The following is a 25,363-nucleotide window of genomic DNA, read 5'->3' as shown; positions in this document are numbered from 1 at the left end:
TTTATACATCTTCTTGTTGTGGCAAAACGTTGTCATGCTTGTTTTATCTTACTTTTAATAAATTGTTACGGCTGTTAGAATTGTTAAAGTTGTTAATATTGTTAATGTGTTAGTTGTTAATGTGTTAGTTGTTAGACTGCTCTAAGTTTTATTACATTAACTAACAATTTAACAATCCTAACAATCCTAACATTTTTATCCGTATAAAATTAGCATAAGTTATTGGTCTGATGCAATTTATCATACTTTAATTGATGTTAGATTCTTAACTCCGCTCAGAATGACAGAGCGCTCAGTGTCATTCTGAGGAGGCACGACGAAGAATCTTTCTCTTGTTACAACACGTTCCTTTCGTCGTTTTTTATCATTCAAAGACTCTTTGCCACTTATGAGATTTTTCGCTCCGCTCAGAATGACAGACTGTCTAATGTCATTCTGAGGAGGTAACGACAAAGAATCTGTTCACTGTTTTTGGTTTCTTTGATGATTAGAGGTTAGATGGTGTTTATACATATTCTTATTGGGAGAAACCATGTCATGCTCATTTCATTAGTGAGTGCGATATAAAAAGCATATTTTTGTATTACATATTACAGAATTCAAAATTAATGTTAAATTTTAAAAGCACAAACATCTTTTAATTATTTTACATCATATAAGATGCATTACATCTAAAAAGAGAAAGACTATTCTGTTTTATTTAAAATATGATATAAAAAGCATATTTTTGTTTTTTATTACCAATCGATCAATAGAGGTATTAACATAGGGAAGTGCTGTTTTATGCAGCATTTTTTGTAATTGGAACCAATATGTTGTATGTTTGTAATACATGTTATCTTTCGAGAGATACAACAAGTTATGAATTTTACAAAATAAAAGTAAAAAAGAGAAAGAGATTTGTTTGCATGTTTGTAAAACCCTCCTAATTCAGGTTCCAAGAACATTTACCAACAAAGCACATAAATTCCTTCAAGATAGTTTATGAAAATATTTATTAAAGAGCGTGGCATAAGAAGCATATTTTTGTCAAAATCAAGGCGTTTAAAATTATTGTTCCGGAGTTAACCCATTGTTAATGAGGATTCATCAGCACAAAATTTGTATAAATTATTGGTCTGATGGAACGCACGATGAATCAGAAGATCGGCATCAGCCAATTTTGTTTATGCCTTTTTGAAAATTTGGTCATCCAAAATTCATGTTCGTTTCAAAAATTTAAAACAACAATGATGCTTTTTAGACCGGCTCTTTAAAGAACTTAAATCCAGGTACTTTAAAATGTCAGCAATTCAAGAAACTCACAAAAGGTCAATTATATGGAAAGCTTCGAATTTCTTACTTGATAAAGTTGGAGCGATAATCGGGCTGTCAATAACAGTACTGTTATTGCCTCTCATTTCAATATTAATTAAACACAGTTCAAAGGGACCAATCATTTATAAACAAACGAGACTTGGAAAAAATGGAAAGCCCTTCATACTCTACAAATTCAGGACCATGATCCAGCATGCTGAAAAAAACGGTCCTACACTTTCACATGCAACGGACGATCGAATCACAAAAGCAGGGCATATTTTGAGGCACCTGCATCTGGATGAACTACCCCAGTTCTGGAATGTATTGAAAGGGGACATGTCTCTTGTTGGACCACGACCAGAAAGACCTTATTTTGCAGAAAAACTCAGAAAAGAAGCTCCCGAATATAATATTTTACTAACCACAAAACCCGGGCTTACTTCCCTTGGAATGATTAAATATGGTTATGCAAGCAATATTGAAGAGATGAAAGAAAGACTTAAATATGATCTCTTGTACCTTAATGATCCAAGCTGGTTTAAAAACATAAAAATAATCATAGAAACATTATTATACATCACAAAAAAGGGAATATTGTATTTATTCTCCATCCACAAAGACAATACTCATAAAAATGCACCCCAAAAACTAACCAGCCGTCTGTAAAGTCAGAAAAAGTTGTAACAAATCAATCATGTGCCTCATCAGAGGTGTCAGATGCAATGCCTGCCCCGATATCATTGCTGGTGTGCAAACGCGCCAGAAACGGAATCCAGCATTTGTCTTTTGTTGGGTTAAAAACCTTTATGGACAGGCACTAACTAAAAGCTTCCACAACATAATAATGATTAAAAACACTGCGAATATCACATAACACCAACCATTACAAAAAAGGGGCATTCCTCAGAACGCCCCTCTTACACAATAAAAGAAGAATTACTTCTTATTGAATTACTACCTTATTACGAAGGATATTACCCTTATTATCTACGGCATTAATTAAATAAATTCCCTTCAGTTCGGAAACTTCCAAACGATTGGTATTCAAGACCTCTTTAACCAATTTTCCTGTCATATCGTAAACCTTGACAGAAACCATTTCCTCAGAAAAATGAATAACCTCTGTTGCGGGATTTGGATACAAAGAAATATCACTCATTGGTTTGTCACCAATAGCAGTACCTTCAGCTAATGTAACTTTAAAACCAGCTATTCCGGAATTAGCAGCCATAACATAAACATAAGCCTCGGAACCAACTACATCAACAGCCACAGGATAAATGAAAGATGAATTACTAACTCCTGAAGATGATAATCCTTCTGCCGGTAGCATAGCAATTGAAACAGCCTCCTCCCAGTTGCCATTCACCAATTCAAAAAGCTGGAACGCATTACTAGGAGTAGTTGTCCAAACCGTACTTGAACAAACCACAAAAGAACGACCTTCGAGCGTAAAATAAGCCACACCATTTCCATTACCCTGTATAGGAGTCTGCTCACCGAAAGTAGCAATCATCTGACCCGTCATATCATAAACGGCAGGAAAAAGATCTTTCCCATCAATAATGACCAGGTTATCAGAATACGCGAAACACTGAGGTGCAGTACCCAAATTCACAGGATCACCGTCTGCAGGCGGAGGATTGGAATCGGCCAACTGGAAAATAGTTGGATCAGTTTCGAAAGTACCATTGGTAACATCCCAGCGCAGAACAAAGTCACTACTAGCGGCAGCAGTAATAAGATATCCCTTTGAACCATCGGCTACATCACCATAAAAAGCAATGCCGTCACCAAGTCGGAAAGCCGGATGCTCAGTATCCCCATAATTGTGCCAGTTCACCACAGTGGTGATATTAGTATAATTATCTCCGGCAGCATTCAACTCAATATGATATACTTTAAATTGCCCGGTTGGCACAACCGGATCAGCTTCAGGATCCTCAACCGCCTGTGTATTTGCAGCCAAATTACAAATCAACAAATTACCTGAGGCGGTTTTGGCAATAGAATTGATTGGAAAAGTACCTCCTGAAACGGGATCTGTCGGTAACGTAATTGTCCCCAACTGGCTTCCTGTAAGAGCATCAAGCACAACAATAAAACTTCCTCCATTACGTGAAGGGATGTAAATCTTATCATCAATCTGAGCCATTCCCCGCTCAGTTGTACTCCCCATCCAGGATGGTGCATCCCCATCCGCCCATACACCTAGGAGAGGATCCTCTCCGCCATTGGCGTATTTAGAGTCATTCCAAAGTTCTTCAACCACAACTTCTGTCTGAGCAAAAGCTGCAGTAAAGAAAAACAAAACCATCATTAATGTAGTAAACCTTTTCATAGTTATAAATTTTAAGCTTAACAAATAAATTATTGAACACACGTATTGTTGTATGACAACATTACATCAACGAAAATTACAAAATAAAAACACAAATATCAAGTCAAATTGTCTTTATTTATTAAAAAAATAATAAATACTGATATTGTGATGAATAGAAAAAGGAGAACTGTCCAATGTTAAAAAATCAGGACAGTTCTCCTTTGTTATTATTGTATGACAACAATCTTTTGCACATGTGAGGTATGCTTTCCGGATACTTTAATTATATAATATCCGGGAGTCAAATTGCTCAAATCTTCTGATACTGTTTGTCCTTTTACGTTCCACATTTCAACAAGCTGTCCGTTAAGGCTGAATATCTGAACTTCAGTGATATCCCACGGGGCCTTGATGTGTAATTCATTTTTAACCGGATTAGGAAAAACAACCACTTCGCCGGTTTCTTTGAGGTTTTCCAATCCGGTAGCTTCACCATATTTCACAAACTTTAATTCATCAAAAAAGAAAGTACCCTCCAAATCACCATTACTACCACGGCGGAAATGAAAACCATCAAGATAGAAACCGCCATCTCCATCAATCACGCCATTCCCGTTTACCCAGGCAATTGCAGGATCATTGGCCAGATCCCATGAAACCTTCTTCCAACCTTTCCAGTCAACGGTGTACCATGGACTGGCTTCATAGGTACTGTTTCCGTCTTTTATCATAAAGCGGAATTCGTTACCGGATCCATCTCCAAACAGGAAGACTTCAAGGACATCATCCGGTCCAAAACGGTTAGTGTTTTGAGAAGAGCCCGGAGGCAGGTAAAGTCTTATATACGGATTGGTAGCAAATTCATCCCATCCGTAACTTAACTTCATACTACCAGTGCTTCCTTCTGTAAGCACAACTCTTTCAACCTCATGGGTACGGCTGGTAAGTTCTGTGTTAATACCTGAGGTGGACCCTGAAGACTGCGGATTCCACCATTCAAAAATTCCGGAATCAAAACTATCAATCATCGTAGAAGATGAAATATTCTTCGCACTTACCGAAAAGTTAACCGTAAATGCTTCAGCAGTGTTTCCAAAAATATCCTGCAGTCCGGCACCTACCTGTAGCGTATAATCAGTGTTATCCATTAAATTGTCAGTCGGGAAGAAATGAATTACACTCTGCTCTTTTACGACACAATGCTTAACCGTTCCGGGTATGAGTTCATCACTTCCATCGACAGTTAAATTCAGGTCAACTGCATCAACAGAACTCTCTTTCAGCTCTTCATCAAAAACAAGTCTGATAAAGGGATTAGTAGATTCGGCAGGGCTACCCGCAGAAGGAGAATAATCAACAAGTTGAGGCGGTGTAACATCGGCTGGAGAGGTTTTTATATCAAATTGATAGTTACCGCCTGCAATACCATCGGCATCTCCATCAAAAAGCTGACCGGTGACAGAGTTCATGGCCACCTCTCCGTCAAGGGTAACGCTATACTGAGTATCAAACTCAAGGTTATCTGTATTTACGACAAGTGTAAACTCATCAGGCCAGGTGAAAGAAAGATTCACCCCGGGAGAAATCGAAACGGACTGTTCGACGGAAGTTTGATCCATTTTCCGGCTAAACTCCAAAACGACATCCGTTCCCGGAATCAAAGCATTTAGCTGGTCTGAAGGCTCGATGCCAGTTATTACAGCAGGAACTACACTTACCAGTTCAATATCCACAAAATTCAGGTTCTCAGAAGTTCTTCCATTAGGATTGGTTGAAACTGTATGGGTAACGGTTTTGGATTGAAATTCATCAGAATTTACCATAATATTCACCTCTTCTCCAGGGGTTAATCCTTCAATCCAATAGAATCCGTTGTGTAACTCATCAGGGTCAGCAGAATATTGATTGAATAAAGATTCATAAGAATCGGTCGTATATTGTTTATCTCCAATGGTAACGTTCACACCATTTGCCGGTAATCCTGTTTCCGAATCGCTGATAATACCGGTAATAACAGCAATGTCCGGCCGGTCGATTTCAAGGAACTCAAGCAAAGAACGAAAGGCAGAGAAAGCTTCAAGTTTTTTCCATTCAGCATTCAGGTTCAATTGCTGTTGCCCGGGATTGGTATGAAAACCGGCTTCACTCAAAAGAGATGCCATATTTGTGGTCCTGTTAACATAAAGGTAAGGCCATTGATTGGTGTGGTTATCTACAATTCCATCATAAAAGTTTCGATCAGCCCAGTTTCCCCGTGTGGGTATCCTCATAGCCCCTGAAAGATCTACATTCAGAATATCTCCAAAAGCAGCTCCTCCTTCAGGTGTTTTTTCAACCGTTACCCCGTTGCTTCGCCAACCCCCATATAGCGTAAGCACACTATTGACTGAAGGAGAACCAGCATCACTGTGTATGGAATAATAAAAATCAACCCCCATCTCATTGGCCAGGGTAGTCCTGCCCTCCAGCGAAATATAGTCTTCATCAGTAGTTCGACTCAAATAGATTTCTCCAATATCGGTTTGACTTTCCAGTATATTTTTCAACGCTAAAGCCACCCTGAGGTTTTTTTCAGCTTCAGAGTAATTGTACAGACCCATATTTTCTGTTTGGGAGTGACCGGGATCAATAAATAACTTCCATCCTGAAAGTCCCGTAACTTGAGCAGAGACATAACCGCTTACAAGTAAAAAAAGAATCAGTAAGATGGAAACAGGGTATATTTTTTTCTTATTCATGACTGTAGTTTTTTCAAGTTCTTTGATCTGAGGATTTTAATTTTTTATTTCCAGAAGATAAATCGATCCATCTTTAGGGTTATTAAACAACACTTTGGTTCCATCGGGGGAAACAGAAGGTTTTAAGGCAATAACATCGCTCTGAGAATAAAGAGGGGAATATTCGCCTGTGTAAGTATCAACGACAAACAAATCACCCTGCGTAATAACATACCCGTCATCTTTCACTTTGACTACAACCACATATCGGTTATCAGGCATCCATGACGGATGCTCTCCTTTTCCGATATGTTTCAAATCTGAACCATCAACATTTGAAACATAAAGTCCCTTACCGCTAACCTCAAAAACAATTTTTTCTCCATTTGGAGAAACGGTTTTATTAAAAATATAACGCCCTTCAAACTCAGGAAAGGAAACATTTTCAAGGGACTGATCTTCGGCCGAAACACTGCTTAGAGTACCCCCAAAATCAACTGTTTTTTCCCGGCTCGAAACTCCTTTCAGGTTCCGCTTTCCGGTAAGAAACTCTTCCCTCCTGTCACCCACCTTTACAGCAATCTTCTGGTCGCCGTTAGTCCAGACTGGCAGACCTTGCAAAGAGCGGGTTTTATGAACCAGCACATTTTCTTCACCGGAATTCAAATCATATAGTTTTACCTGATGGAACGTTCTTCCATTTTCTAAAACAACAGGTCGTGCCAATATGGTGTTACCATCAGAGGACCATCTAAAACCGAAGCCTGCTCCGGCATCTAATGTAACTTGCTTCACATTTTGCCCGGAAGCATCAGATACCCATAATCCATTAAACTTCTCAGAAGAGAAAGCTATTCTGTCACCCATAGGAGACCACTCAGGATTCATATAAAACTTACCTTCCTCAAAAATGATTTTTTCTGGTGAACCTGCAGCTTTTGGCTGTGCCAAAAGGGAGCCTCCCATACTTAAAAACAGTGCGAAAAGTGTAATTTTTTTCATAGAGAATAATTTTTAAATGAGACTTTTGTAATTAGTGTCTGTCCATTAAGTACCATTTGCTGTGTTACGCTTGCCGCCAAAATACACATTTACTTAAAGTAAACTCCGTTTTTGGCGGCTTCGCAAGCCTTGCAACCGGCACTTTCTGAACAGACACACATATTGTGAAAACTTTTGCGAGTTTATAGACGAGCACTAATTAAAATTTCCCCTTCCCGGCGTTAAAAATCGATTGAAGAGGAGGAATATATTCGAAATAATCAATCGCGAAATCTGGCAATAACAATACCACCATCAGATAAATGTCCGCAAATCAACCTTTTAGAAATCAACACATGTGGATACATAATTCCATTCATAAGGCCAGTGCAAACCTCCTTTTTGCCGGTTGTAACATTAATTACCCAGGTTTTCACATCTTTTAAAATATGACCATCCTCAGATATCTCATTTGCGAGGACAATCTCATCGGCCATCCATACCGGCGCTTCTACCTTTTGATCCTGATAAATGATGTTTTCTTTCAAATCGCAAATAAAACTGCCCTGTCCGATGGCATATCCTAAAACTTTTTTTTGATCAGGAGAAAGCGAACCCCATATATACCGGCTCTCACCCAAAGGCGTCAGCTCTTTCCTCTGTTTAAAGGTTCTTAAAAACAGTTTTCCCCCCTGGCTGTAGGCAAATGGAAAATCCCAAAATCCCAGCAACAAGGCTTCAATATTCAATCCACCAAATGAGGGTACACCTTTTGTGGAAAAACCTCTTTTTTCACTTTCTGATTGACCCCATAAGGAGGGATTAACAACAGAGAAGGAAACAACAGGCTGACAGATGCCCTGAAGCAAGTCATAGTACATTAATACCGATTGACGCCGGTGATTCACATAGAAATCTTCTGAATAAAAAATCGCAGACCCGTCAGGAGAAAAAACCACACCCTTTCCGGCTCCTGCCGCTTTAGATATTTCATCGAGAGTTCGGGAATTTATATCAAATAGCCATAATCCACTTTTGTTGGAAGACGTTACAGCAATTTTATCTCCATCAGGGCTTAAAACAGGAAAAAAATAACCTCTGTCACCCGGAATATCGATTTTATGGACCGAATCGAACTCAATGATCTGAGAAACACCTTCCACGATAGAAATGGAAAATAAAAATATGGCAATAACAAATTTTTTTAATAACATGGCAAAGTATATTTAGTATCTCTCCAGAAAGTACCATTTGCAGTGTTATGCTTGCCGCCAAGATACTCATTTACGAAACGATCATGGCAAATTTTGCCACAATCAGAATATGTATAAGTTCTTGCATGCGAGTTCCATCCGACCTTAATAAATAAATTTTATACGGATGAAACGAGCATGACAAAGGTTGTCACAAAAGGACATGTATAAACTCATTCATGCGAGTTCCATCAGACCAATAACTTAGACTAATTTTATACTGATGAAAAGTAAACTCCGTTTTTGGCGGCTTCGCATGCTTTGCAACCGACACTTTCTGAACAGACACATGATTTGGTACAACTTATCCCGACTTTACAGGCGGGCACTAATTAAAACTTATTTTATCAGCTTCAGGATTTTCCTGGCATTCTCTGTTTGTACTGAAAGAAAATATAACCCCGGCTTTAAATCGGCGGTATTCATATATATAGTATGTTCACCCCGGCTTAAAAATCCCTTCTTAACTACTTTAACAACACGACCTGTAATATCCGACAACGAAATTGAAACATTTCCACTTTCAGGTAATACAAGATTCAACGCAACTCTTTCTGATACCATAGGATTCTCACATACCAGTTGTAAATCTTCTTTATTAACATCAGAAATCGAAGTTGGAACCACATTAAAAGAAACAGTTTCTGACCAATCGGTATATAAGCCATTTGAATATTCAGCCCTTACCCTGATAAAGCGCGGACCTTCTCCGATGTTGTCGATCAACAACTCAGTTTGAAATGCATCCATAACATAAACTGAGCGGTCGGTCCAGGGGAAGGTGGATTGTGAGGATACGTGAACGGTGAATCCATTAGCATAAGGTTCATCCGCTATTTGTATAAGCACATTATCCACTCCAACAGAACTTCCTTGGGTGGGAGAAATAATTTCCGGAATTCCCGGAACCTGCTCTAACGTCGAAAACATCACAACAGGCGACCAGGCAGAAACAGTTTCGCCATTTTCAGCTCTTACCCTTACATAGTAATCTGACCAGGCCGTCAACGTTTTCTCAGGAACCTGTATTGAAACGCCATTAATTTGATCCTCTGAAAAAACAATTGAAGAGAAATCATTATTTCGAGAGATTTGCAAATTGTAGGTAAATCCGTCACCAAAGTCGGCCCACTCAATGACAGGAGTCAACGCCACGCCTGTGGCATTATTCAGCGGGCTCAGTATTTCCGGACTTGGTTGTGGAATTAAGTTAAATGTAAACACCGATGAGACAGCATCTTCAACACCTGCCATCCGGGTTCGTATTCTCCAGTAATAAGTTTGCCCTGTATTCATTGAAATATTTTCCGCAGAAAACTCTGTTCCATCTACCTGCCGTGAATAAACCACATTGGCAAACAAATCATCCTGAGCGACTTCAATAACATAAGAATCAGCACCACTCACAGCATTCCACAGGAAAGAGAACGGCTTAAATACATTATCCCCATTCCCCGGGAAAGACAACGTAGCTGCCTGATTAGCGCCTGGAGTATAGCCCATTACCGCTGGAGGAAACTCATTCCCAAACCGATCCAACACACTCACAGCAAAACTATGCGTATCTGTCAAGTCTGAAAAATCTGTAATATCAAAAGACTTATCATAAGAAATCCCTATCAAATAATCAGAAGAAGAAAAGACCCCCGGTTCACCCAACATGGCATTGGGCACTGCATAAACGGCATAACGCACATTACTTTCATCACTATCCCAACTCAGAAGATTCGAGTTAACAGCAACATTATAGGGGATTCCTCTTTCCTGATGAGGCTTCCAGTTAATAGCCGGCGGCAATGAAAGATTGGCAAATTCATAATCCGACAAATAATTAACAAACCCGGCTTTATAGAACATCGCTGCCCGGAAAAAGACACTTCCGGGAGCTCCGTTTTTATCGGCCGTGCGATTTACCTGAACCTGATTACCAAACTCGGAAGGATCTAAACTGGCTTTAAGCATATATTCATCCATCCGGGAATAATACTCAAGCATAGAAAGCCCTTTAAGATCAACGGTTAGTGAATCGGCCTCTCCCGACTTCAGGTTACTATCATCAAAAACCGGAGCATAATTGGAATCCGTAAGATCAGAAAGGGAATGACTAACATACAAGTGCTTTCCAAATAAGTTACAAACATCCGACCACCAGGGAGCCAGCACATCATAGTCCTGACCAGTGCTGGTAGTAGGCCAGTAAAGCTGAGGAGAAATATAGTCTACCGTCCCTTCCTGTAACCAGGCAACCGGATCGCAGTAAATTGTACTGTATGCATTCATTCCCGTAATGCCTGAAGGCAACTCAAGTCCTGCGGACTCTGCGACATTGGGATCTGTAGTCCAAATGCCAAAAGGAGAAATACCAAAAGTAATCCACGGCTTTATCGAATTAATTTTTTCATATACCCCATTTACCATTTGGTTTATATTCCACCTTCTCCAGTCATCAAGACTCATATCGGAAGGTTTATAATTACTCTGAGAATAGGCATCCAGTAAAGATGATGTTCCTCCATATGCATAGAAATAATCATCGAAAACAATTCCGTCAACATCGTAATTGGTAATAATTTCGCCAACAATATCTGCAATCAGCTGACGTACAGCAGGATTTCCGGGATCCAAAATTGCCGGGCCACCATCAGGATATTCAAGAACCCATTCCGGATGGGTCAGACGATAATCACCGGGTTGACCATCATATTTCCCGGCAACAGACTCAAATCTATATGGATTTAACCAGGCATGTATCTCCATCCCTCTTTTATGGCACTCCTCAACAATAAACTGAAGCGGATCATAACCCGGTTCCATCCCTCTTTCGGCAACAAGATAAGCAGACCATGGCTCATAGGAAGATTGATACATCGCATCACATTCCGATCTTACCTGAAAAAAGACAGCATTCATATTGGCAGCTTTTAACTGGTCTAATAATCCAATAAACTCATCTTTTTGCGCCTGTATATAGTAAGGACTGCCAGTGGTATTAATCTTCACTGCAGGCCAGTCCAATCCCCAAACTGTGGCTACCCAGGCAGCGCGCATCTCCCTTTTGGGAATTTCCTGTCCAAAACCATTAGTTAAGTATAAAAACAACAAAACTAAAACTGTAATCAATCTCCTGTTTTTCATCACAACGTATCAAACATTAGTGAAACATAATTCTCAAAATCTCTCATTCCTGAATAAGTATTTTTTCTGATTGTAAAAGCATTCCCCTATCATCCCTTACATTTAAAATAACCATCCCTTTCGGAATGGATGATAAAGAAACAGGAAATACCTTTCCTTCTGATAAATCATTAAGCCAAATCTTTTTCAAAACATTACCTGACATGGATGTAATTGAAATTTGGAGCCTGCTCACTACTTTCTCCCCAAAGCGCAGATAAAAATATTGCCTGGCAGGATTGGGGTATACTTCACATACCTTTTCATCTGCTACAGGACTTTTTATATAATCAGGAACAGATTTTTCAGGATAAACAGCTTTCAGGGACTTAAGAAAAATTGTGCCCTGATAAGTCTCCCCTTCTATGTACGATGGATCAGCACCCAAACTAATTCTTAAACTCTTGAATGAAAGCGGATAATCTTCCTGCTTTATCAGATCAGTATTTATTGATGCCAAATAAGTCCTCATTTCGGTATTTTGGAATGTGGGAACAACACAAAGCCCCTGAGGGTGATCAATAGCTAAAATAAAAGAGTTGTTGTATTCACTTCCTGCTGCTTCAATCAGCAATGAATCCGGCATACCATAAATATCGATAGCTTTGCTTAAAATAATATTCCCGGTTCGGCCGGCATAAGTCATAGAATAATCTACTCTCATTACTTCATAATTGGTTCCGGGAAAAACATCAAGTGAAATATCAACCTGATCCACAAAACTTTTCGTTACAGACCAGGAGGAAGGATCCGAAAAATCATCAAGTAACTGATAATCTCTTCCTATCTCCACATGGATAATACATTGATCCTGTAGTTCTGTACCTTCTATAAATGCTGTAACCGTAACTGTCCCGTCAGATTTACCTGAAAAGATACCATTGGCATCTACCTCCCCAATATCAGAATCAGAAGTAGAAAAATCTAACAGACTATTATCTAAAAGATAATAACTATCGTCGGGACCTTTACCATACACTTCTAACTGGTAGGTATTCAAATGGTCAATAGTCAGTTCCTGTATAGTCAGAACCAAATCCAGAGTAGGTTCCACCTCCACAAAAACAGTGTCATTTTGGCCTTCCCAGGTTCCAATAATCATTCCTGAGCCTTGGCTGGTGGCTGAAAACAAGCCATTTTCATCAATACTTCCAATTCCTCCAACAACCTGATAACTGACACCTGATGCTGTCAAATAATCGACCACATCACCATATTCATCAAAAGTACTTGCCTTTACAGATACTTTTTTACCAAATGGAATTTTAAAACTGTCAGCGTTGAGCTTAAAGGTGACAGGGGATCCTGCGGGAGCTGTTGAAGCCAGAAAAAACCCATTGGCAACGCTTCTCTCATAGCCATCCGAAGGGTCATTCATTATTTGCTGATTTACAATCATTACAGAAGAACCCCCGCCATCGAGGTTGAGTGCCCACCACGAACCTGAGAGCTTCATCAGGTCGGCAAGCTGTTTGGTACTCACTCCGGCAGATTCTTCACTTCTTCCATCAACAACGGCAAGAATAAGAGAATCCCTATCCTGTGAAAAACCAATTACTGTCCGTGGATGCTGCTCTGGCCAGTTATTATTTTGAACCTGCCCTTCACTCAAAATGATCCGGTCACCTCCTATCATTTCCACTATTTCCGGTTGTAGTGCCCCATCATTTATAGAAACATTTATCTCCAGTTGAATATTGTCACCTATCATTAGCCCGTTAAGCAACTGAGCAGATGATCCATGTCCTGAGAGGATAATTTTACCGGGTTCAATCCATGCACTTCCTTCACCGGATTGAATATCTTCAACCACACAAGTCAGGGTGCTGTTAGTCACCCACTGCCCTTCTGTAAGACTCAAAATAACCTCAGTACCATATTGGTTGGTTCGGGTTGTAGTACCGTGAAATTGATTAAACAATATTAGATCGTCAGTTCCCCGGGATACGTTAACTCCATCAATTGGATAAGAATTCTGACCAATGGTCAGCGTTCCCTGATAAGTCATTAAACCCATAAAAGGATTTTTATTATTATCAAAAGCAATTAAAGGACGACTGGGAGCGGGAACTTTGGCCAATTGACCTTCCAAAACCTGTCCGTTTACAGGCAATCCTTTATCATAACCGGAGGTAATATAGAAGTCACCATTAATTCCGGCAATTACAGTTTGTTCTGAATTAGATTTTCGAAGCGCCATTTTAGAAGGTTGTTCCAACCCTCTTAAAGAGTCGTTACTCAAAACAGTCATCACCTTAAGATAGGGATTACCAAGGTCCGCTTTGAGTACCGATACTTTTAAAGGAAAATCGGGAAGCTCAAATTTGGTAAACAAAGCTCCCAATCCAATATCATGCCTGCTAACTGTAGTATCAACTTTGTATTTAACACCCTGGATAAGCAGACTATCCTGAGCACTAAGCGCAAAGTGGCAAGCAAAAAATACAAAAATTAAGGTGTATATTTTTCTCATATCGGTAAGTTAAAAACACCCGGACATCTGAAAAATCAGTATGCCCGGGCATCAAATGAGAAGCACTATCTTAAAGAACTGTCAACAGCTACACCATAAGCCTGAACACCTTCAATAAAGTATTCGGCCTCTGCAGCCGGGTCATTGAGTTTAAATCTTTTTATTCCGGAGGCAGGTTCCTCACCGGGATTATTCCGATAAGCCCAGTACAAATAGCCATCGCCATTTTCATCAACATCTATATCCATTCCGGTAACAAACAAAGATTCAGCCTCTCCACCTTCTCCGTCATCTGTACGAGGTCTGTCTACTGCGGCAATAAGAGTTCCTTCCATATCAAATTGCAGTATCATTTTATAGTTTTGTTCTGCAACATAAATATGACCGTTCACCTCATCAATAGCCATACCTCTGATCTTATAAGAATTTAACAAAGATCCGGCAGCCGGTTCCTGGTCCGGAGTAGCCTCCGGATTAATATCTCCTTCCACAAATCGATACAAACCGGAACTGGTTGAGTTTTTAGCCCACCAAAAGATGTCATTTACTTTTGCAATAGGACCGTTTGTTGCGCCCCAACTAATGCCTTTACCATAATAGCCAAGCCAGCTGTTCCTTACAAAATAATCGAACTCATCCAGAGAGAACTTACGATTTCGGGTATCAATTGAAGTCTTAAATATTCCTTCTCTTCTATCAGCCCAATAAATATTGCCTTCCTCTTCATCTACAAAACCATAATAGAAATCAAGGAATGTATCGCCGCCAAAGTTTTCTACAACCGATTCTCTTCTACTTCCGTCATGCGAAACGACAAATATCTCACCATCACCTGCAGTTTGATACTCTGCTACATAACCAGTTCTGGTTCCGGCATCAAATACATACAGTAAGTCCCCTACAAAGTCCATAGTCAGTGGATGTTTCCCGGACCGGTAGCCGAGATCAAAAGCCCCGTTAATGGAAGGATCAACCTCAGGCCCAACCAGTTTTTTGGCCATTATATTCCCATCTTTTACTGCATAGTAAAGAGTCTTGGCTGGTTTATCGTAATGAACTTTAACATTAACACTTTTAGGAGCAAGGGTTTTATCCCCAAGAGTAATAGTCAGAGTTACATTTTGGCTGCCAATGGTTCCAAAAGTTGCAGTTGGTTCAGCCAAGGTTGAAACACCATTTTCATCAATCCCTTCACCGAAAGCACCTGACGGGAAGTTCCATTTATAAGAAACTTCTTTATCCTCGGGATTTTCCAATAAAACATCAAATTTCACTTCGGATTGCTGATAGACAATGACCGAATCTTCTGAAGAATAAGAAACAACAGGCACAATGTCACTGATCATTAGCTTCTTAGAAACAACAAACTCGCCTTCATTTACCGATAATATCACGGTGTAAGTTCCGGGTTCACTGTATTTATGTACCGGATCTCTTTCAGTAGAAGTGCTTCCATCACCAAAATCCCAATGCCATTGACCTTCTACTATAGATTTGTTGATGAACGAAATTTCTTCGCCTACAACATAGTGAATAACTGATGGTGACTCGTAAACAAAGTCAACCGCTTCGGGGGCAAAATCAACCGCCTCAATATCGTCACTTTCACAACCGGGAAGAGAGACCAAAAGAAAAAGTCCCCAAAGTACTGTTATTAAAACTTTTGTATTATTCATGGTTCCTTTTTTTACAATACTGTTATTATTTTCTCTTCTGAATAATTTTCAATACCCTCTCCGTTTATCACTCTGAACTTCGAGGTAATTTTATATCCTTTAGAATACTTTATGCCATATTCCGGAACTGCTTCATTAAAAATCAAGTCAGAAACAGGCACCTGCTTAAGGTAACTCAATAATTCAGTAGCGGTTTCCTCCTTCATTTCATAAATATATTCGGGTTCACCCTCCTCTTCCTCCGGTTCTATAACAGTAATAATAAAATACGAGTCAAAAGTCTCCTGATCTAAAATAGCAAAATCAACAACCAGGATTTCCTTTAATGTTTCATATTCCAGAGTTTCAAAAAGTCCTTCGTAAAACCGGGCAAAAACAGATGCCGGAATAAGACTTTCTATCAATTCCTGATCGTAAGAATCAGGATAATTGATTTCATTTGAAGATAAAGTATAACTAACAGGAATTTTCCCATTTATTTCATAGGCTTTCTTCTCGGTGTCATAGTAGCTTTGAGAATGTTCATAAGTTAATACTTTATAAAAATCTCTCACACGCTCAGCAGAGTCCAGTACAAATGAGTACTCCTGATTATAAACAGAAGTCAATTCAAATTTAAAATTAACATCCAGTGCATACCAAAGGGAAAGATCCGTAAAGGAGCGATCCACGGACCAATATTGCACCGAAAAGTCGGCAGAATCGCCAGCCGTAACATTTCCGGTAGGTACTTCCATATAAACATTGGGTGCAATGTGGCCGGTTTGAGCGATTTCATCGACCAAATCATAAGTCTCACAGGAGGTAGTAGCCCCTATAATTCCACCCAAGACGATCAAGTTATATAATATTTTCTTTTTCATTCGTATAAAATTTATTTATTAAGCTCGAACGGAACTCGCATGCAAGGGTTTATACATATTTTTGTTGTGGCAATCATTGCTATGCTCGTTTCATCTCAATCTTTTTTATTACAAACAGCAAGTTAGTTCTGGGGTGCCCAGATCATTGGTTGCTTTAACCACTCAGGATTTCTGAATGCCCCTAACCGGATCAATTCATCACGATTATATTTTTCCTCCGTTTCAGGATCATAGTTTAACCTTTGAATCCACTCTCCTTCCTGACTCCAATAGGCATCATAAAGATTATGGGGTCTTCTAAGTCCGGGATAAATAACCGTATTCTTATACCGCCTGTTATTTAAATCATTACTATATCCATACCTTCTCATATCATTCCACAACTCAGGCTGTAAAAACAAGGCCTTATACTTTTCGATCATGATATCACTCAATGTTATATTAGCATCCCCCGGCACAACATTCGGATTATTCAAATAAGCCTGAATCCGATCTGCCGGAACACCCATCCGGTTCATATGGTATCTTATTCCCTCTTTCATGTGCGTTACAGCCAGAGGTTTTTGGCCAGCCCAAAAGGCAGCCTCAGAAGCAATAAAATGAAGTTCTCCTTTAGTAATCAAAATAATTGAAGATGTATCCGTTGTCAATACATTATCATACAAATTAGGATACCATTCAATCTTGTGAGTGGCGGGCATTCCGATATTGCTCTCAAGAGACATATAAGTCCATTCCTCTACCCCGTCAATCAGAGTTTTGAAGGTAGCATAGTCAATAGCGTCCTCGGGGTTTTCCGGGTTTTCGTATCGAGTTTTCCACTCATCAACCTCATCAACTGAAGCTTCACCTCTCTTTTCCATCAGAAATGGCAAGCGGGGATCCGGACATGTATCCGTTTCAGCATCGTAATCCATCACCTCTTCAAGGAAAAATTTTGTAGGAATTGCACCACCCAAATCGTTTGCTCTACTTTCCCAGCCATTAATAGGACTGTTTGTTCTTCCCCACATACAATTTTTTTCAACACTTGACCCCCCTTCGAAATTATAAATCGGATCATGCCATCCGCTAAGGGCAGTTTCCGCTGCATTCAAAATTTCTTGTGCCACTCCGGCTTCCTGAGTAATATTAGGAATCTGTCTAAGCAAAATCCGGGCTTTGAGAGCATAGGCCACTTGTTTCCAACGCTCCATATCCCCACCAAAAATCCGGTCTACACTAAAATCCATATTCCTGTTGGTTGGCTGAGAAACCTCCTCCGAGTTGAAAAGTTCAATAAGGTCATCTACTTCTGTATTCATCCATTCATAGATACTTTCCTGGGTATCGTATTTTGGAGAAGATGACTTATAGGCTTCAGTGCGAGGCATGTCACCAAAAACATCGGTTGTCATTTGAGTGGACAACAGACGAATCAATCTGGTAACCGCAACATAATTAACAGAATTTTCTTCCTTTGCCAGCGAAATGAGTTCATTGGCATTGGAACCGATGTCATAATAATGACGCCTCCATTGAGGATGTCTGTTCATACCCAGAAATTCCCATCCACTTCTATAAGCATAAGCACCTGTTTGACTTCTACCTGCAGTTGTAATATTCTGACTCAGATAAGTTCCGTATTCACTATGGTCATAATTTTGAAGCGCAGAATAAAATAATACAACAGGCATTATCTGATCCGGAGGTACTACATCCACCGCGTCCGGATCACGATTATCGCTAAGATAATCCTCACATCCAGGAAGCAAGCTCAAAAGCATAACTACCAATAAAATATGTTTTATACTTTTCATGAGATTATTTTTTTCTTTCCTAATATCAAATTGAAAACTTAAAAGTTATTTTCTAAAAATCAGCAGTCAGGTTGAATGAAAATGAACGTGTATTTGGCACATTCAAATAATCAATACCATAGGTGCCTGTTCCGCCAGAAGTTCCGGTATAATTAACAACAGGATCCGATCCTGAATAATTGGAAATCAAAAACAAATTCCTTCCTGTCAACGAAAATCTAAGCCCTTTAATTCCAACGTTTTTTACAATATCACTCATGTCATAACCCAGGGTTACATATCCTAACCGGAAAAATGACCCATCTTCAACAAAATTAGAACCAACAGGCCCTACATAGTTGTTGTAAAATTGCTGGTCAAAAACAACAGGCTGATCATTTTTTCTAAAAGAACCATCCGTTTGCTCCACAACACCATCAATCAGCACCAAACGATTCCGATAATCTTCCAACATTTCGGCCTGCCCTCCACTAATCAAACTTCGCAGTGTGCCGTTAACAACATCTCCTCCTTTGCGGAAATTGAGCATAGCCGAAAAAGACCAATTTTTATATGAAAATTGATGACGCCAACCAATTGTAAAATCAGGTTCCCTGTTTCCAATAAGAAGAGAGCTTGAAGCATTGATCTTTGGCAAACCATCTTCATCAACAATGATTTTCCCCTCATCATTCCGTAAATAATCTTTACCCGACAAAGCCATAGTAGACCCATTTAAATAAGCAGTTGGACGGATGTCACCAACCTGACCGGCATAATGATAAACCTCCACTAACTCATCTGGCAGATCATCAACGGTTCCTTTATTTCGACCGAAATTGGTAATCATGTTCCATGAGAAGCCACCTCTTTCAATCAATGTCTGATCCCAGGATACTTCAATTCCCTTATTGGTGATGGTCCCCTCGTTTCTGGTTTGAAGAATATTTCCGGAGGCAGGAGAAACCCGAACCTCTACAATCTGGTTCTCGACAGTTGTCCCATAAAAAGCAACATCCAGACGCGTTATGTCATTAAACAATCTGACATCGGCACCAATCTCCCATGAAGTTGTAAATTCAGGTTCAAGTTCCGGATTGCTGCTTCGGGTAGGATCTACCCCATATCCTCCATCAGGAAATGGTTTTTGGACAAACCATTTATTCAATCTGTACAATGGTGCATCTTTACCAACCTTAGCCCAGTTTCCACGAAGCTTACCATAATTAAGCGTCGAAGAAGTTAATCCAAACAGCTCTGAAAAGATTAATCCACCACTAACAGAGGGATAAAAGTATGAACGATTATCTTTTGGTAATGTGGACGAATGGTCGTTACGCCCTGTTACGGACAAATAAGCCAAATTTTTATAATCGAAATTCAACTCACCATAAAAACCAAAAATATTTTTTTCACGTCGCTGCATGGTTACATTCTCACGTCGAATGTCCTCAAGGTTGTTGATGCTATAAAATTCAGGAACAATAAAATTATATCCCCCCATTCCAACAGATCTGCCTTCTTCTGTTTTCAGATCTGCTCCTGCCAAAGCCGCCAGACCAAAATCTTCAGACAAATCTACTTCATATCGGGCCATTATACCACCATTGAGAACGGTACTTTTTCCATCATTGTAGAAAAAAGAACCTAAGTAAGGATAATCCTCAGATGTAGGCTGCTTTCCGTCTTCAAGTTCCCATCTTGGGGTAGAAATACTCTGGCTCTCTGAGTTTGTGAGATCATAGCCCACGCGCCCGGTTAGTTCCAAACCATCCAATGGATTCCAGGATACTGTTCCCTGTAATAAACTTCTGTTAGATTTACTGACTCCTGAATCTTCATATCTCCACCAATACGGATTCATTGGAGAATTGTAGCGGTTATTCGAATCAACATATAACCATCGGATCGACCCATCGGGGTTTTTATAATTGGACATATCATCATCAATTGGCCACTGATAGGCTCTTGACATAGATGATGATCCTGGCCCTCTTGATTCTCTCTGAACAAGATCAGCCATAAAGGACAATTTCAAAGATTCCGTTACGTTGTAATCAGTTTTAAACAACACCCCCCATTTATCCAGGTAATCATCGGGAATCACACCTTCATGATCTGAATAGGTGACCGAACCATAGGCTGTTAGCTTGTCACTCCCCCCTGAGACTGACAAGTCATATTTTTGATAAAATCCTGTCTGCAGAAAATTTCCCACATTATCATAGGTGGTAGTTCCTTCGGGAGCTAAAGGTCCCCAGCCACCAAGAGCTTCTTCACGATAAACGCCCAGTCCCCCTCGAAGATACATATTCTGGATTTCAGGAACGTTGGCAGCTTCATCCATCTGAAGTGTGGTACTAAACGTGACACTCACATCACCTTTTTCCCCTGATTTTGTGGTGACGATGATAGCACCGTTGGCAGCTTCCTGTCCGTAAAGTGCTGCAGCTGCAGCTCCCTTTAGCACAGTAATATTTTCAATATCATTGGGATTTAAGTCCGATGCTTGTGAAGCACCACCGGAAACATGCATCCCGTTTAGAATAAAGATAGGTTCATTGTTTTGCGCCGGATTAATGGAGGAGATCCCACGGATTAGCATTTGAGATGAAGCAGAAGGTGAACCTCCCGTAGAAGAAACACTCAACCCTGAAATTTTTCCTTCAAGAGCATCCACAAAACTAGCCTGATGCTCATTGATGATTTCATCTGAATTGACGGATTGTACAGCAAAATTCAGTCGTTTTTTCTCGGACCGCACACCCATTGCCGTAACAACAACCTCATCAATAAACAGGGCCTCTTCTTCCAAAACAACGTTAATTTCCCGCTGGCCATTCACCTCCACCTCCTTGGAAGCAAAACCAATAAAGGAAAAAACCAATACAGACTGGGGGCCAACCTCTATACTATACCTCCCGTCCATGTCTGTTATTACACCATTGGTGGTTCCTTTTTCCACAATATTCACACCAGGAAGGCTCTCTCCTTTGGAATCGGTAACCGTTCCTGTTACCTGAATAGTTTGAGGTTGAGAAAAACGATAAAAATCTTCCGACAACGTGTTTCCGGATGATTCTTTTATCGTCGACTCATTAAACGCTGATTCTGCCCGAACTTGAGTAAAAAATCCCAAAAGACAGAATAACAAAATCAACGAAAACCAATTCATCGTTTTCATTCTTGAAATTCTTTTTAGCTTTTCTTTCATCTCAAAAAAAATTTGATTTAACCACTGACAAACAATTATTTATTAAGGTCATAGAGCCCGATCTAAAAAACATCTTTGTTGCTAAACTCATTTTTGTTTTTATTTTTTTTAACGAACATGAATTTTGGAAAACCAAATTTTCAAAAAGGCATGAACAAAATTGGCTAACGCCGTTCTTACAATTCATCTCATCGGGAGTTCAATCAGACCAATAATTTAGACAAATTTTGTAACGTTGAATTCTCATTAACAACGGGTTAACTCCTCATAAAAAATTTAAAACGCCTTGATTTTATCAAAAATATGCTTTTTATACCGGACTCGTCACAATTATTTAAAATTTCATTTAAAAATTATTATTGCTTTATTTTCTTTTTCATATCTACCACCCCTTTCTCCTTCACCACCCCTATTCCGGGTCTGTCGGGCAGTACAACGCGTCCGTCGACCACTTTCAGCCCGTCGAACACATCGTTGCTGATCAGGAGATTTCCGTCCAGATCGGCCCAGTCGGCCAGGGGTGAAAGCTGTGCTGCGGCAGTCACGGCACAGGATGTTTCGGTCATACAGCCAAACATTACTTTCATGCCAAGTCCTTTAGCGGTAAGTGCCATTTGATGAGCAGCACGCATTCCGCCGCATTTCATCAGTTTGATATTAACGCCACTGTAAATGCCGAATACTTTACTGATATCGTCCACGGTTTGAACCGCCTCGTCGGCAATAACGGGCAGCGGACTATCCCGGGTAAGCCGGGCAATGTCGTCAACTGCCGTTTTCGGCATTGGTTGCTCCACAAACACAACACCTTGCTCCTTGAGCCAGTGTATCATTTCGAGAGCTTCCTCACGGTCTTTCCATCCCTGATTCACATCCACACAAATTGGTTTATCGGTAACAGCCCGCACATTTTCAATCATTTCGCGATCGTTACCGCCGCCCAGTTTTACCTTCAGTATATTATAAGCAGCCGCCTCACGGGTTTTTTCTTTGACAACATCAGGTTTATCAATGCCTATCGTAAAAGAGGTATCCGGTGTATTTTCGGGGTTGAATCCCCAAATGCGGTACCAGGGCTGTTGCATCAGCTTACCGACTAAATCATGCAGAGCAATATCCACCGATGCTTTGGCAGCATAATTGCCGGGAGCCAAACCATCTATATATTCGAGAATGTCGGCAATCAGGAAGGGGTCATTAAACCGGCTGAGGTCTGCTTTCGAGAGGAATTTCCGCACCGACTCGTGACTCTCTCCAAGATATGGTGGCATAGATGCCTCACCGTAGCCCGTTATTCCGTCATATTCGATTTCGGTAAGCATCACCGGCGTAGTGGTTCTGCTGCCCGCAGCAAGAGTAAAAGCGTGTTTAAGCTGTAATTCGTATGGTTTGAATTTTAATATCATTTTCTTGCCCACCGTTGTTTTTTTTCTGTTGCCGAAACTATTGCACCCGTTCATTCCGGTAGCCAGAAATGCAGACCCGGCGATGAATCCGGCTGTTTTCAAAAAATCACGTCTGTTCTTGTTTTTCCCCATAATCAGTAATTTTATGGTTCTGCATACCAGGGATGCTTCAATAAGTGAACGATACCTTCAGCTTCCCGACAGCCGTTGATCCGTCTGGCTTTCACCAGTGTGTTTGCCCTGTAGCGGCTATAATTCAATCTGGTACTGTCAAGACTGTTTATCTTCACTTTTCCGGCCTCATGTATAAACTCCGAATTGCCAATGTATAATCCCACGTGCGTAATCCGGTCACTTCCTTTGCGGGGAACAAAAAAGAGCAAATCGCCTGTTTTGAACACCTCAAGGCCATGATCAACAGGTATTTCTTCTCCATACCGGGCCTGCAGCGATGCGTCCCTTGCCAGAACAATTCCCTGAAGCCGGTAAACCGTTTTGGTAAATCCGCTGCAATCAAGGGCACGAACAGATATCCCTCCCCATAAATAAGGGGTTCTAAGAAGACTTAATGCCCTTTTTTTTAGTTTCTGAACATCTGCCGAATCGGGAAAATGCACCTCATCAAACGGTACAATATCCGATGCATTGACAAAACCTGTAGTACCGGCAGGCGTTGCTACAAAAACCTTATCATTTTTCCGGCCGGTCGCGTCGATCAGACAGCCGGCAACCAGATCACCAACAACATCACCGGTCGCTTTATCTCTGATGACCGAACAACGACTTGTTACCATTACTTTCGGAACTTTTTTCCAGGCCTTCCATCCGGCCGAATCGGTAAACTGAACGGCTGCCCTTTCGCACCATCCCAGGTACCGGTCGGGGGTCTGAATGTAGACCCACCCTCCTTTTTCTTTAAGCACTCTGACCGGCATTCCCATCAAAGCCTGGCTTACCATGGAGGCTGTATGAGAAGCTGATGAGCGCATGGTGGCCACACTCAGATCGATAATACCAAAGGGTGCAGATACATTATGTGGCAAAACCACGACACTGTCCTGTATATAAAATCCGTTTGCAATCAAAGTGTCCATCAACGCTGATTTCAGGGTCCGGTCATCAATTTCCCCTGACAGGATAAATGTTTTACCTCCAACACGTTCGAAGGAAATATCAAAAACATTCTCCCGTAAGTCTCCCACATTTTCATCCTGAAACCGGGAAATAACTTCATCTATCTTCCGGTCGCCTGCACACCCCAAAAAAAGCACTGACAAAGAGATTATTATGCCAAAAATGAATGCCTTCATACTATTTTTTTAATAACAAGCGTATTTTTGTATTACATCTTACCGAGTTCAAAATTAATGTTAAATTTTTAAAGCACAAACATTTTTTAATTGTTTTATATCATATAACATGTATTACATGTGAAAATTGAAAAAACAATCATATTAAAAAGCTATTTTACAGATATTTAATTGTAAATGTTAAATTTTAAATGGCGAGAAAAAAAATATTTTTTTTACAATCCACAGATACAAATATTGATTCTCCCGGATACAATTGATCGATTCTATAATTCTGTATTTTACGCCTTTAATTAATAATGTGCGTCACCTTCGGCGTCAATGTTTATTTTGTGCATATATGCTATAAATACAGGCGCCTTTCAGGCTACGTTCTAATAACCTCTTTCAGATGAGGAACACTGTTGCAGCTCCGCGGCTATATTACTACCCGACTATTAACCAAATTCTCTCCCTTTGCCCCATGCTCCTTTTTTTGACTAAAAATCAAATCGCCTACTTACAAACCTTTAACATCCATATTGTATGTCCAGACACCAAAGTACAGGTTTCCGTTTTTCCACTCTGCCTCGCCTCTCTGAAAGTCCCATGGTTCGCTCCGGTACCATCGTTTCAGGCAACAAAACCGGAGGCCGTAATCTGATAAACCGGTATGCATCAATTCCTGATATGTAAAATTTCCTGATACGCTGATCATCGCTTTTTTGCAGCTTAAAAGAAACATCCACGAGCACCCATCCTACTGCGTCGTACCATACCTGGCCCCAGTCGTGCAGGTTTACATGTCCGGGATGCAGCATCCATACGCTTTGCCAGCGTGCGGGGAATACCTTCACGCTCAAGCCTTTCAGCAATATCATTCTTGGCAGGGAAATACTCGCTTTGGCATCGTCTCA

General features: G+C 40.3%; 14 protein-coding genes. 1 reads left to right on the top strand and 13 read right to left on the bottom strand.

The genetic code is table 11. The annotated features are described in order from the left end of the window. The first annotated feature begins 1,281 nt into the window (after window positions 1-1,281). Entirely contained in the window at window positions 1,282-1,965 is a 684-nt protein-coding gene (locus ATH1_RS18830; protein WP_010417275.1) for a sugar transferase, read from the top strand. Between the two features lie 277 nt (window positions 1,966-2,242). Here the strand turns inward: ATH1_RS18830 and ATH1_RS0102940 are convergent, their stop codons facing one another. From ATH1_RS0102940 to ATH1_RS0102870, 13 genes are all read right to left on the bottom strand, one after another. Then, window positions 2,243-3,640: a T9SS type A sorting domain-containing protein gene (locus ATH1_RS0102940; protein WP_010417273.1), complete on the bottom strand. Its 1,398-nt coding sequence runs from the start codon at window positions 3,638-3,640 to the stop codon at window positions 2,243-2,245. Window positions 3,641-3,849: 209 nt separating this feature from the next. Continuing rightward, window positions 3,850-6,360, bottom strand: a complete 2,511-nt coding sequence (locus tag ATH1_RS20025; RefSeq protein WP_010417271.1) for an Ig-like domain-containing protein — start codon at window positions 6,358-6,360, stop codon at window positions 3,850-3,852. 36 nt (window positions 6,361-6,396) lie between these two features. Next, window positions 6,397-7,341: a PD40 domain-containing protein gene (locus tag ATH1_RS0102930; protein ID WP_010417269.1), complete on the bottom strand. Its 945-nt coding sequence runs from the start codon at window positions 7,339-7,341 to the stop codon at window positions 6,397-6,399. Between the two features lie 260 nt (window positions 7,342-7,601). Continuing rightward, complete coding sequence (locus ATH1_RS0102925; RefSeq protein WP_010417267.1) at window positions 7,602-8,534, bottom strand: TolB family protein; 933 nt, start codon at window positions 8,532-8,534, stop codon at window positions 7,602-7,604. Window positions 8,535-8,912: 378 nt separating this feature from the next. After that, a complete protein-coding gene (locus ATH1_RS18820) occupies window positions 8,913-11,693 on the bottom strand; it encodes a family 10 glycosylhydrolase (protein ID WP_211208058.1) in 2,781 nt (926 codons plus the stop codon). A 58-nt stretch (window positions 11,694-11,751) separates the two neighbouring features. Then, a complete protein-coding gene (locus ATH1_RS0102915) occupies window positions 11,752-14,220 on the bottom strand; it encodes a phosphodiester glycosidase family protein (protein WP_010417264.1) in 2,469 nt (822 codons plus the stop codon). Between the two features lie 65 nt (window positions 14,221-14,285). Further along, window positions 14,286-15,896 carry a PKD domain-containing protein gene (locus ATH1_RS0102910; protein WP_010417262.1) on the bottom strand — a complete coding sequence of 537 codons (1,611 nt, stop codon included), beginning with the start codon at window positions 15,894-15,896 and terminating at the stop codon, window positions 14,286-14,288. Between the two features lie 11 nt (window positions 15,897-15,907). After that, the gene (locus tag ATH1_RS0102905) at window positions 15,908-16,759 is read right to left on the bottom strand and encodes a hypothetical protein (protein ID WP_010417260.1); all 852 of its coding nucleotides are present in this window, start codon (window positions 16,757-16,759) and stop codon (window positions 15,908-15,910) included. A gap of 122 nt (window positions 16,760-16,881) precedes the next feature. After that, window positions 16,882-18,558 carry a SusD/RagB family nutrient-binding outer membrane lipoprotein gene (locus tag ATH1_RS0102900; RefSeq protein WP_010417258.1) on the bottom strand — a complete coding sequence of 559 codons (1,677 nt, stop codon included), beginning with the start codon at window positions 18,556-18,558 and terminating at the stop codon, window positions 16,882-16,884. Window positions 18,559-18,610: 52 nt separating this feature from the next. Next, window positions 18,611-21,721 carry a SusC/RagA family TonB-linked outer membrane protein gene (locus ATH1_RS0102895; RefSeq protein ID WP_052306296.1) on the bottom strand — a complete coding sequence of 1,037 codons (3,111 nt, stop codon included), beginning with the start codon at window positions 21,719-21,721 and terminating at the stop codon, window positions 18,611-18,613. A gap of 386 nt (window positions 21,722-22,107) precedes the next feature. Next, complete coding sequence (locus ATH1_RS0102885; protein WP_010417252.1) at window positions 22,108-23,289, bottom strand: dipeptide epimerase; 1,182 nt, start codon at window positions 23,287-23,289, stop codon at window positions 22,108-22,110. Window positions 23,290-23,300: 11 nt separating this feature from the next. Beyond that, complete coding sequence (locus ATH1_RS0102880) at window positions 23,301-24,467, bottom strand: C40 family peptidase (protein WP_010417249.1); 1,167 nt, start codon at window positions 24,465-24,467, stop codon at window positions 23,301-23,303. 509 nt (window positions 24,468-24,976) lie between these two features. Continuing rightward, window positions 24,977-25,303: a hypothetical protein gene (locus ATH1_RS0102870; RefSeq protein ID WP_139035227.1), complete on the bottom strand. Its 327-nt coding sequence runs from the start codon at window positions 25,301-25,303 to the stop codon at window positions 24,977-24,979. Window positions 25,304-25,363 lie beyond the last annotated feature (60 nt).

Source organism: Anaerophaga thermohalophila DSM 12881 (genome assembly GCF_000191885.1).
Taxonomy (GTDB): Bacteria; Bacteroidota; Bacteroidia; order Bacteroidales; family Marinilabiliaceae; genus Anaerophaga; species Anaerophaga thermohalophila.
This window is presented reverse-complemented; position numbering and strand designations above follow the sequence as displayed.